This is a genomic window from Saccharopolyspora oryzae (genome assembly GCF_027853915.1).
Taxonomy (GTDB): domain Bacteria; phylum Actinomycetota; class Actinomycetes; order Mycobacteriales; family Pseudonocardiaceae; genus Saccharopolyspora; species Saccharopolyspora oryzae.
On record NZ_JAQGLA010000004.1, the window covers coordinates 51,419 to 62,578 of the forward strand.

12 protein-coding genes are annotated in these 11,160 nt (G+C 71.2%); 8 read left to right on the forward strand and 4 right to left on the reverse strand.

Annotated features, from left to right (window positions below; genetic code table 11):
* Positions 1–43: 43 nt before the first annotated feature.
* On the forward strand, positions 44–853 hold the full coding sequence (locus tag OU415_RS04060) for an enoyl-CoA hydratase/isomerase family protein (RefSeq protein WP_270947173.1): 810 nt from the start codon (positions 44–46) through the stop codon (positions 851–853).
* Between the two features lie 31 nt (positions 854–884).
* Positions 885–1,760: a PaaX family transcriptional regulator gene (locus tag OU415_RS04065; RefSeq protein WP_270947174.1), complete on the forward strand. Its 876-nt coding sequence runs from the start codon at positions 885–887 to the stop codon at positions 1,758–1,760.
* A gap of 18 nt (positions 1,761–1,778) precedes the next feature.
* On the opposite strand, the gene OU415_RS04070 is transcribed toward OU415_RS04065, so the two are convergent.
* Positions 1,779–3,170, reverse strand: coding sequence for an MFS transporter (locus OU415_RS04070; protein WP_270947175.1), 1,392 nt, complete (start codon positions 3,168–3,170; stop codon positions 1,779–1,781).
* 64 nt (positions 3,171–3,234) lie between these two features.
* Between OU415_RS04070 and OU415_RS04075 the strand changes: the two genes are divergently transcribed.
* Entirely contained in the window at positions 3,235–3,993 is a 759-nt protein-coding gene (locus tag OU415_RS04075; protein WP_270947176.1) for an ArsR/SmtB family transcription factor, read from the forward strand.
* Between the two features lie 21 nt (positions 3,994–4,014).
* On the opposite strand, the gene OU415_RS04080 is transcribed toward OU415_RS04075, so the two are convergent.
* The 3 genes from OU415_RS04080 to OU415_RS04090 are packed head-to-tail and all read right to left on the reverse strand — an operon-like array spanning position 4,015 to position 6,029.
* Positions 4,015–4,425, reverse strand: coding sequence for a RidA family protein (locus OU415_RS04080; RefSeq protein ID WP_270947177.1), 411 nt, complete (start codon positions 4,423–4,425; stop codon positions 4,015–4,017).
* A 37-nt stretch (positions 4,426–4,462) separates the two neighbouring features.
* Complete coding sequence (locus tag OU415_RS04085) at positions 4,463–4,684, reverse strand: hypothetical protein (protein WP_270947178.1); 222 nt, start codon at positions 4,682–4,684, stop codon at positions 4,463–4,465.
* A gap of 10 nt (positions 4,685–4,694) precedes the next feature.
* Entirely contained in the window at positions 4,695–6,029 is a 1,335-nt protein-coding gene (locus OU415_RS04090) for a phenylacetate--CoA ligase family protein (RefSeq protein ID WP_270947179.1), read from the reverse strand.
* A gap of 230 nt (positions 6,030–6,259) precedes the next feature.
* Here OU415_RS04090 and OU415_RS04095 point away from each other — a divergent pair, with 230 nt between their 5' ends.
* The 5 genes from OU415_RS04095 to OU415_RS04115 are packed head-to-tail and all read left to right on the forward strand — an operon-like array spanning position 6,260 to position 11,132.
* Complete coding sequence (locus OU415_RS04095; protein WP_270947180.1) at positions 6,260–7,138, forward strand: fumarylacetoacetate hydrolase family protein; 879 nt, start codon at positions 6,260–6,262, stop codon at positions 7,136–7,138.
* Entirely contained in the window at positions 7,131–7,568 is a 438-nt protein-coding gene (locus tag OU415_RS04100) for a cupin domain-containing protein (RefSeq protein ID WP_270947181.1), read from the forward strand. Before OU415_RS04095 ends, OU415_RS04100 begins: the two co-directional genes overlap by 8 nt.
* Positions 7,565–8,461 (forward strand): acyl-CoA thioesterase, encoded by an 897-nt coding sequence (locus OU415_RS04105; protein ID WP_270947182.1) that lies wholly within the window; start codon positions 7,565–7,567, stop codon positions 8,459–8,461. The genes OU415_RS04100 and OU415_RS04105 overlap by 4 nt, the downstream gene beginning before the upstream one ends.
* Positions 8,458–10,749, forward strand: coding sequence for a bifunctional salicylyl-CoA 5-hydroxylase/oxidoreductase (locus OU415_RS04110; protein ID WP_270947183.1), 2,292 nt, complete (start codon positions 8,458–8,460; stop codon positions 10,747–10,749). The genes OU415_RS04105 and OU415_RS04110 overlap by 4 nt, the downstream gene beginning before the upstream one ends.
* Positions 10,746–11,132, forward strand: coding sequence for an acyl-CoA thioesterase (locus OU415_RS04115; protein ID WP_270947184.1), 387 nt, complete (start codon positions 10,746–10,748; stop codon positions 11,130–11,132). Before OU415_RS04110 ends, OU415_RS04115 begins: the two co-directional genes overlap by 4 nt.
* The last annotated feature ends 28 nt before the right edge of the window (positions 11,133–11,160 follow it).

The window sequence follows — 11,160 nt, forward strand, 5'->3', positions numbered from 1 at the left end:
AACCCCGTCGAGCCAGAACCGGTACCAGCACAGGAGGAACAGCATGGAGTTCGTGCGCAGCGAAACCCGCGGTCTCGTCGCGTGGTTGACGATCGACCGGCCGAAGAAGCTGAACGCCCTGTCGGTCGAGGTGATGCGGGAGCTCACCGAAGCGCTCGACGCGGCGGAGCGCGACGACGCGGTGAAGGTCGTGGTCCTCACCGGCGGGGAACGCGCCTTCAGCGTCGGCTACGACATCGCCCAGGAGGTCGAGATGGGCGTCTCGACCGCCGAGCAGTGGCACGCAGGCCTGGCCAACAACATCGGCCTGACGATGAAGGTCTGGTCCCTGGACAAGCCGGTCATCGGCGCGATCTCCGGCTGGTGCCTGGCAGGCGGCTGCGAACTGGCCATGGCCTGCGACCTGCTCGTCGCCACCGAGGACGCCCAGTTCGGCGAACCCGAGATCCGCTTCGGCTCCGGCCCGGTCACCCTGCTCATGCCGTTCCTGCTCGGGCAGAAGGCCACCAACGAGCTGCTCTACACCGGCGACGTCGTCGACGCCGCTCGCGCCCTGGAGCTCGGCATGATCAACCGGGTGGTCGCGCCCGCCGAGCTCGAAGCGACCGTGGACCGGCTCGCGGCCAAGATCGCCCTGACCCCGCTCTCGATCCTGCGCTACACCAAGCGCGCCCTCACCCGGGCGTACGAGGCGATGGGTCTGCGCGACGCGGTCGAGGCGAACCACGACATCGCCGCCGTCCTCAACTCCGCCGACACCCCCGAACGAGCCGAGTTCACCGAACTCGTCGCGACCAAGGGCCTCCGGGCAGCGCTGGCCTGGCGTGACGAGCGCTACTCCCGGGTGGACTGACCGGGAGCTCGGGGTCTCCTACGCTGTTCCCGTGACGACCGTCAGAAGTGCGCAGAACGACGAGCTCGACCCGCCTGCCGGGGGTGCGGTTCCGCCGCGAGCGTTGATCGTGACGCTCTACGGGCTGTACTCCCGGGAGCGGGGCGGCTGGTTGTCCGTGGCCAGGCTGGTCCGGCTGCTCGGCGACCTCGGGGTGGACGGGCCGTCCGTGCGGTCTGCGGTCTCCCGGCTGAAGCGGCGGGGACTGCTGGTCGCCGAGCGCTCCGGGGACGTCGCGGGCTACCGCCTGTCCGACAGCGCCTCCGAAGTGCTGGCCGAGGGCGACGAGCGGATCTTCTCGCACCGGCGCGCCCGGGTCGAGGAGGGCTGGCTGATGGTCGCCTTCTCGGTCCCGGAGTCGGAGCGGGAGAAGCGCCACCAGATCCGCTCGCTGCTGACCAGGCTCGGGCTGGGCACGGTGGCGCCGGGGCTGTGGATCTCCCCGGCGCACCTGGAAACCGCGGTGACCGCGGCGCTGGACAGGTCGGAACTGCGCGGTTATGCCGAGCTGTTCCGCTCTCGCCGGGTCGGGGGCTCGCCGCTCCGGGACGCGGTGGCGTCGTGGTGGGACCTCGGTGCGCTGCAGGAGCAGTACGCGACGTTCCTGGCGCAGTACGACCCGGTGCGGCGGCGGTGGGACGAGGGCGATGGCAGTCCGTCGCAGGCCTTCGCCGACTACGTCGCGATGGTGACGGTCTGGCGGCGCCTGCCGTACCTCGACCCGGGCCTGCCGTTGGAGCTGCTGCCCGAGGACTGGGTCGGGGTGCGGGCCGAGGAGCTGTTCGCGGACCTGCGCGCGCGTCTCGCCGGCCCGGCCCGCGAACACGCTGTTCTGGTGCTCGACGGCGCCGAACCCGGTGCGGACTGAGGACGAACCGCAGGGGGGTCAGTTCGGGGTTCCGGCCGGGAGGAAGCAGACCACCGAAGCGACGAGGAACGCTGCTGCGCCTGCCCACATGAGGATTCCCACGTGCTGGGCGAACCACGGCGCTGCCGGTGTTCCGGCGACGGCGCCGAAAACGGCCACCCCGATTGCTCCGCCGGCTTGCCGGGAGGTGTTGCTGGCGCCCGATGCGGTCCCCGGCGAGCCGGGAGCGGAACGCATGGCGGCGGTGACGATTCCCGGTGTGAGGATGCCGATTCCGGTGCCCCACGCGGCCAGCGAGCACAGCAGGGCCGGATAGTCCACCGCGTCGCGGGTGGTCAGGGCCAAGCCGGTGAACCCGGCGACGGCGATCAGCAGCCCCAGCGCGCTGGTCCGCCAGGAACCGAACCTGTTCGTGAGCTTGGCCGAGACCGTGCCGAGCAGCGGCAGCGGTGCCATTGCCGGCAGCATCACGAGTCCCACCGCCAGTGGGCTGAGCCCGTGAACGGTCTGGAAGATCTGCGTGAGCACGAACAACGCTCCCTGCACGCACAAGTTCATCGTCGCGGCGATCCCGCACGCGATCGCCAGGGGGCGCCGAGCCGCCGGCGGAACGCGCAGCAGGGGTTGCGGTGCCCGCCTCTCGACGTGCCACAACGCAACCCCGGCGCACACCGCGGCCAGGAGCATCGCTCCGCCGAGCGCGGAATTGCCGGGCCCCTGGATGACTGCGGTCACCAGACATCCCAACGCGACGACCAGGAGAGCCGTGCCGCCCCAGTCGACACCGCGTTCCTCTGCTGGTCGAGGCGTTCCAGCTGCCGAAGTGAGCACAGCAGCCGACGCGAGGACGATGATCGGGACGCCGAGCCAGAACACGGCCCGCCACCCCGCTGCCTGCACGAGCAGTCCGCCCACCACCGGGCCCGCCGGCAACGCCGCACCTCCCACTGCGGCCCACAGCCCGATCACTCGGGCGCGGGCTCGCTCGTCGGGCGCTGCCTGCGACAACATGGCCAGCGTTCCCGGCAGCATCAGGGCCGCGGCCACGCCCTGCAACGCCCGGCCCACGATCAGGACCGCGATCGAGGATGAAAGCGCGCAGGCGATCGAGGCGATGCCGAACCCGGCGAACCCGATGACGACCAAGCGCCGATGACCGAGCCGATCACCCACCGCACCGGCCGCGAGGAGCAGCGCGGCCAGCGGAACGGTGTAAGCGTCCACCGCCCACGCCAGCCCGGTCCCGGCGTGGAGGTCCGCGTCCAACCGCGGGAGCGCCACGTTGACCACTGTCACGTCGAGGAGCACCAGGAAGTAGCCGGCGCACAGCCCGATCGTCAGCGGCCAGTTCGTCCCAGCGCCTCCGCTCTGCGGAGTCGTTCTTGTGGTGTCGTGTGCGCTGCGGTGCATGCCCCGATCCTCGCGGCGAAAAGCTTCAGCCCGGGTCGAAACATTTCGCACCTACCATCGGGGCATGGACGCTCCGAGCTCTCCGGCGGGCGAACCCGACATCGCGCACGTCGCCAGCGCGTTCGCGGACCCGAGGCGCACCCGGGTGCTCATGGCGTTGGCCGACGGCCGAGCCCTGCCCGCCGGGCGCCTGGCCGAAGAAGCCGGTGTGGCCGCGTCCACCGTCAGCAACCACCTCGCGATCCTGCTCGAGCACCACCTCGTGCGAGTCGAGCAGCAAGGACGGCACCGGTACTACCGGCTGGCCAGTCACGAGGTCGAAGGCGTCTTGGAGGCGCTGGCGCGGCTCGCACCACGCACCCCCATCACCTCACTGCGTCAGCACACCAAAGCGGGCGCACTTCGCAACGCGCGAACTTGCTACCGCCACCTCGCCGGACAGCTCGGCGTCCACGTGTTCCAGCGGATGCTCGAGGCAGGCTGGATCACCGGCGGCGACGGACGCCACCGTCCCGAAATCGCCGGAGACCGGCTCTCCGCACCCGGCAAAGGCAGCCAGTACCGCCTCACCGCCCACGGCGCGGCAGCGCTGGCCGAATGGGGCCTGCCGACCAAGGCGCTCGACCAACGGCGTCCCCTGCGCTACTGCGTCGACTGGACCGAACAGGCCCACCACCTCGCCGGACCGCTCGGCACCGCGCTCACCAGCAGGCTCTTCGAACTCGGATGGATCAGCCGCGGGACCGTGCCCCGCAGCGTTCGGCTCACGCCGACCGGCGAGGCCGGGATCGCCGCAATCGGACCGACGTCAGCAACGGCATGACCGGCGATGACCGAGCGGAGTTCAGGACGGGATGGCGGCGACGGCTTCGATCTCGACGAGGGCTTCGGGCTGCCACAGCGCGGTGACGCCGACACCGGTCATCGCGGGGTAGGTGCGGCCGCACAGCTCCTTCCACACCTGCCCGATCTCGCGGCCGCGCGCCTGGTAGCCCGCGACGTCGGTCAGGTAGATCCGCACGGACAGCAGGTTCTCGGGGGAACCACCGGCCTCGCGCAGGGAGGTCACCACGTTGCTCAGGGCCCGGCGGAACTGGTCGACGATGTCGCCGTCGACGATCCGGCCGTCGGCGTCCAACGCCGTCTGCCCGGAGAGGTGGACGGTGTCGCCCCACCGGACCGCGTGCGTGAAGCCCGAGGGCTTGGCCAGTTCAGCCGGGTTGACGTGCTGGATCGACGAGGTGGTCGTGGACATGCGGAGTTCCTCTCGCTGGATCGGAGAACGGGGGTGATCAGACCGACAGATCGGTCAGGTGCTCGTAGCAGAGGCCGAGGTCGGTGATCGTGACCGCGACCGGGGCCAGCGCCGCCCGGAGGTTGGCGGCCGCGCACGGCGGCAGGTCGCGGGCCAGGGCGGCCTGGATGGCGCGGTAGACGTCGAGGATCGCCTGCTCGTCGTCGGCGAGCGGCCGACCCAGCAGATCCGTTCCGCCGCGGGGCGTGGGCGTGGTCATGGGCGTCTCCTCAGCTGGTGGGGCGCAGGTCGGTGAGCCGGCGGGCCTTGAGCTCGGGGCGCGGGAGCTCGCCCGGTGCGGCGCGTTCGAGCAGGAACCGCAGGCCTTCGTGCGCTTCGGCGAGGTCGATGCCGAGCTTGCCGGAGAGCAGTTCCCAGGCGGCGTCGTCCACCACCGGCGACGGTTCGAGGAGCAGCCGGATCTCGTCGCGGTCGCCGCAGCGCTCGATGCGGATCTGGAACTCCTCGATCTCGGGGAACCGGCGCACGATCGACTCCACCGCGCCCGGGTAGACGTTCGTGCCCCGGACCAGCTTCATGTCGTCGACGCGGCCGATGATCCCGCCCTCGTACAGGTCCCACGTCCGCCCGGACGACGCTGCGGTGTGCGGCACCTTCACCACCAGGTCCGCGGTGCGGTAGCGCAGCAGCGGCGTGGTGCTGCGGCCGAAGGAGGTGCAGACCCGCTCGCCGCGCTCGCCGTAGGGGACCTCGCGGCCGGTGTCGGGGTCGATGACCTGCTCGATGAAGTGGTCCTCGATGATGTGCGAACCGCCGGGCTGCTCGCTCGGCTCGAACATGAAGATCGTCGAGACCTCGGTCATCCCCGCGGTGTCGAAAGCCTTGGCGCCCCAGCGCTTCTCGATCAGCGCCTTGGTCTCCTTGATCGCCCCGACCGGTTCGCCGGAGAGGATCACCGCGCGCACCGGCCCGCCCGGCAGGTCGATGCCGAGCGCTTCGGCCTCCTGGGCCAGCCGGAGCGCGTAGGTCGGGGTGGACGCCACGACGGTCGCGCCGAAGTCCTGGATCTGCTTGACCCGCTGCGCGGTGGTCTGCGCGCCGCCGGGGATGGTCAGCGCACCGAGCTTCTCCAAACCGTTGTGCAGGCCCCAGAAACCGATGAACGAGCCGTAGCCGAACGCGACGTAGCCGATGTCGTGCGGGCGCACCCCGGCGCCCCACAGCGCGTAGCACCACATCTCCGCGGCCCAGGACCAGTCCTTGCGGGAGTCCAGCGCACGCAGCGGCGTCTTGCCGGAGGTCCCGCTGGTGGTGTGCATCCGGATCGCGTTCTCCGGGCCGGTGACCGGGAGGTCGCCGTAGGGCGGGAGGGCGTCCTGGCCGGCCATCCACTCGGCCCGAGTGAGGAACGGGATCCGGTCGATGTCGGCCCAGGTGCGCAGCTGGTCGGGGTGGAACCCGGCTTCGGCGAAGGTGCGCCGGTAGTGCGAGCTGCGGGCCTGCGCCCACTCCGCCACCCTGCGCAGCTTGGCCAGCTGCAGCGCCCGCAGGTCTTCGCGGGGCATCAGCTCGGTCTTGGGATTCCAGAAGAGTTGATCTGCCATCGCCAGCCCTCGTCCCGGTATCAACGCTAGGCACGAACATGTCGCGTCTGTAACGGCGGTAATGAGAGCATGATTCGCAGTGCGGGACAAGGCTTCTGGTCGACTAGTTCTGCCGAGCTGTGTCGTGCGAATACGCCGATCGGTCCAGCGGAACAGGTGCTCTTGTGTCCTCTGGAGAGATTGTGCTTTCCTGTCGATCGTCATGGAAACGACATATTTCTGGAGTGGGGATGCGGCTCGGAACGGCTCGGGTGGACGGCGCGACTCGTGCCGTCGTGGTCGCGGAGCGGAGCGTCGTGCCGCTTCCCTTCGCCGATGTCGGCGAGCTGCTGGGGCACCCGACATGGCGGGACATCGCCGAGAGCGCTCTCGCCGGAGCCCCGGATATGCCCGCTGACCTGGACCTGGCCCCGGTGGTGCCCCGCCCGTCGAAAGTCGTGTGCTGCGGGCACAACTACGCCGGGCACATCCGCGAGATGGGCCGTCCGGTCCCGCAGCACCCGACCCTGTTCGCGAAGTTCGCCGACACCCTCACCGGGCCGTCCGACGTCGTGACCGTCCCGGACTGGGCGGAAGGCCTGGACTGGGAGGCCGAGCTCGCCGCTGTCGTCGGGGCGCCGCTGCACCGGGCCACCCGCGCCGAGGCCGCCGCCGCGATCGCCGGGTGGACCGCCGCGAACGACCTGTCGGTGCGCAGCTGGCAGCGCCACACCGGGCAGTGGCTGCCCGGCAAGTCGTTCGACCGCACCACGCCGCTGGGCCCGGTCCTGGTCACCGCCGACGAACTGGACCCGGGCGCCGGGCTCGCGCTGACCTGCCGGGTCAACGGCGAGGTCGTCCAGCGCGGCGACACCGCCGACCTGGTCTTCGACGCCGCGGCGCTGCTGTCCTACATCTCGTCCTTCACCGCGCTGGCACCCGGCGACGTGGTGCTGACCGGCACCCCGGCCGGTGTCGGCGCCGCCGAGACCCCGCCGAGGTCCCTCGCCGACGGCGACCTGGTCGAGGTCGACCTCGAAGGCGTCGGTGTCCTGCGCACCCCGATCCGAATCGAAACCACGCGCCGGGACGCGGATCCCGGCCCGGCAAAGGAGGTTCCGCATGAATGACGAGCTCGACTTCGACGCCGTCCCGGTCGTGACGCGGGCCGGGCAGGAGGACACCGGCACCGGCCAGTCCGGCGGTGCGGTGCGGATCTCCGGCGTCTCGCCGCAGCACACCCCGGCGACGAAGATCTGGTACGGCAAGGTCTCCAACGAGCCCGGCTACCGCTCGCTGCCGCACCACCACGGCGAGGCCGAGACCGGCGGCTACGTGCTCAAGGGCACCGGCCGGATCTGGTACGGCGAGAACTACTCGCAGTGGATCGAGATGACCGAGGGCGACTTCGTGTTCGTCCCGCCGTTCATGCCGCACGTCGAGGGCAACATGAGCACCACCGAGGAACTCGTGTGGCTGACCTGCCGGACACCGGACAACATCGTCGTGAACCTCCCCGAGGTCGACGACTCGATCCTCGAGGGGTACCGCCGCGCATGAGCACCGAGCAGACCCCCATGCCCGAGGCGACCGCCCGCTCCACCGCTCCGCTGCTGAGCGCGCTCGACCTCGTTCCCGACGGCGACGACGCGTTCCTGGGCGGCCACCAGGTCATCCCGTCCGGCCGGGCCTACGGCGGCGAGGTCGTCGCCCAGGCCGAGCGGGCCATGTCGCTGACCGTCGGCGAGGACCGCCGGGTGCACAGCCTGCACGGCTACTTCCTGCGCGCGGGCGACGTCAACGGCAAGACCCGCTGGGAGGTGCAGCGGCTGCGCGACGGGCGCGGCTTCTCGCACCGCTCGGTGCGCGGCAGCCAGAACGGCAAACCGATCTTCCAGGCCATGGCCTCGTTCCAGGTTCCGGTACCGGGCGTCGAGCACTCCGACGCACTGCCGGCCGACGCCGGTGACCCGGCCGAACTCCCCAGCACCGCCGACGCGTTGCAGGGCGAGGACACCCGGGACGCCGAATACTGGCGCTTCCACCGGAGTTTCGACATCCGGCACTCGCCGTCGGCGGTCTACACGCGACCGGACGGCGGCCGCGGACGCCGGCAGACGGTGTGGCTGAAGGCCTGGGAACGGCTGCCGGACGATCCGGCCGTGCACCGCAGCGCGCTGGCCTACGTCTGCGACTACACGCTGCTGGAACCGATCCTGCGCCACCACGGGGCCGCTTGGGCGGACGACGGCGTCGTCACGGCCAGCCTGGACCACGCGATGTGGTGGCACCACGACGGCCGGATGGACGAATGGGTCGCGCTGGTGCAGGAATCTCCCATCGCCACCAGGGGAACCGGGCTCGGCAACGCGCGGCTGTTCTCGGCCGACGGCCGGCTGCTGGCCTCGGTCGTCCAGGAGGGACTCGTCCGACTGCCCGAGGGGGACTCGTGACCGCGAAGAAGATCGTTTCCGTCGGCGGCGGGCCGGGCGGGCTGTTCTCGGCGATCCTGCTGAAGAAGTCCGACCCGTCCCGCGAGATCACCGTCTACGAGCGCAACGCCGCGGACGACACCTTCGGCTTCGGCGTGGTGTTCTCCCAGGAAACGCTGGAGAACATCGAGGCGGCCGACCCGGAGTCGCTGGGCCGGATCGCCGCGGAGTTCCGGCACTGGTCGGCGATCGACGTCGACTTCCTCGGCAGCCGCGAGCGCAGCGACGGGCACGCTTTCGCCGCCCTGGAGCGCAAACGGCTGCTGGGCATCCTGGGGGAGCGGGCGACCCGGCTCGGCGTCGACGTCCGCTACTCCACCGAGGCACCACCGCTGGAGCAGCTGCGCGCCGAGCACGACCTGGTGATCGCCGCAGACGGCGTGAACAGCCGGATCCGCACCGAGCTCGCCGACGAGTTCGGGCCGAGCGTGGACCGGCGCAGCGCGAAGTACGTCTGGTTCGCCACCACCCGGCCGTTCGACTGCTTCACGTTCCAGTTCGTCGAGACCGAGTTCGGCCTGTTCTGGGCGCACATCTACCCGTTCGACGGGCAGCGCTCGACGTTCATCGTGGAGACCGACGAGGACACCTGGCGGCGCGCCGGCCTGGACCGGTTCGCAGCCGTGCCGCGGCAACCGGGGGAGAACGACGAGGCCAGCATGCGGTTCTGCGAGCAGGTCTTCGCCGACCTGCTCGACGGGCACGGCCTGATCGGCAACAACTCCGGCTGGCTGTCGTTCGGGGTCGTCCGCAACGAGCGCTGGGCGGCGGGCAACGTGGTGCTGGTCGGCGATGCCGCGCACACGGCGCACTTCTCCATCGGCTCGGGAACCAAGCTCGCCCTGGAGGACGCGATCGGGCTGGCCACCGCGGTGGACGGCGAGCCCGCCGTCGAGGCCGCGCTCAAGGCCTACCAGGAGGACCGCGAGCCGGTCGTCGCGTCGCTCCAGCGGTCGGCGCAGACCAGCCTGGAGTGGTTCGAAGGAGCCCGCCGCTACCGGCACCTGGAACCGGAGCAGTTCGCGTTCCAGCTGCTCACGCGGTCGCAGCGGGTCACCTACGACAACCTCAAGCTGCGTGATGCCGACTACGTGGGCCGGGTCGACGACTGGCTCGCCGAACGCACCCGGGCGCAGGGCAGCGAGGTCGCCACCGGCACGCCACCGATGTTCCACCCGTACCGGCTGCGCGGGCTGGAGCTGCCGAACCGGATCGTCGTCTCGCCGATGGCGCAGTACTCGGCCACCGACGGCATGCCGGACGACTGGCACCTGGTGCACCTGGGCGGGCGCGCGCAGGGCGGTGCCGGGCTGGTGCTGACCGAGATGATCTGCACCTCCCCGGACGCCCGGATCACCCCCGGCTGCCCAGGGCTGTGGAACGACGCCCAGCGCGACGCCTGGGCGCGCGTCGTCGACTTCGCGCACACCCGCACCGGCGCCAAGATCGGCGCCCAGATCGGGCACGCGGGCCGGAAGGGCTCGACGAAGGTCATGTGGGAGGGCATCGACGAACCGCTGCCGACGGGCGGCTGGGAGATCCTCGGCCCCTCGCCGATCCGCTACCGCCCGGACAGCCAGATCCCCCGCGCGGCCACCGAGGCGGACCTGGACCAGGTCGTCGCCGACCACGTCGCGGCCGCGCGCCGCGCCGCCGAAGCCGGTTTCGACCTGCTGGAGCTGCACTTCGCGCACGGCTACCTGGTGTCGAGCTTCCTGTCCCCGCTGTCCAACCAGCGCGAGGACTCCTACGGCGGGAGCCTGGAGAACCGGGCGCGGCTGGGACTGCGCATCCTGGACGCGGTGCGCGAGGTCTGGCCCGAGGACCGGCCGATCAGCGTCCGGATCAGCGCGACGGACTGGGTCGACGGCGGGTTCGACGGCGACGACGCGGTCGCGCTGGCCCCGATGCTCGCCGCGCACGGCGCGGACATCATCGACGTCTCCACCGGTCAGACGAGCATCGACGCGAAGCCGAAGCACGGGCGGCTCTACCAGACCCCGTTCGCCGACCGGATCCGCCAGGAGACCGGCATCCCGACGATCGCGGTCGGCGCGGTGTCCTCGGTGGAGGACGCGAACACGATCATCGCCAGCGGGCGCGCCGACCTGTGCGCGATCGCCCGCCCGCACCTGGTCGACCCGTACTGGACGCTCAACGCGGCGCTGGACCAGGACTACCGCGGGCACCCGATCCCGAAGCAGTACCGCTCCGGGCTCTCCGCCCGGCGCCGGGAGCAGCACCCGTGACCGAGCTGGTGCGGCCCCACCGGGTGGCCTTCGCCGACACCGACGCCAGCGGCCGGATCCACTGGACGTCGGTGTTCCGGTGGGCCGAGCTCGCCGAGCACGACCTGCTGCGCCGCAGCGGCGTGACCGACGTGAGCCGTTTCCCGCGAAAGGCCACCGAGGCCGTCTACCACCGAGCGCTGGCCGCCGGCGACGAGATCGAGATTCGGCTCGCCGCGGAGCGGGTCGGGCGGACGTCGGTGACCTACGGCTGGCTCGTCCTGCGCGACGGCGAAACCTGCGTCGAGGGCCGCCACACCGTCGTGCACGTGGATGACGACGGACGCCCAACACCGTGGCCCGCTGACGTGTCGGCAGCCTTCGGCCAGTCTGATCAGTCGTGACCTGGGCCGCGGGCGGTTCCGTTCAATG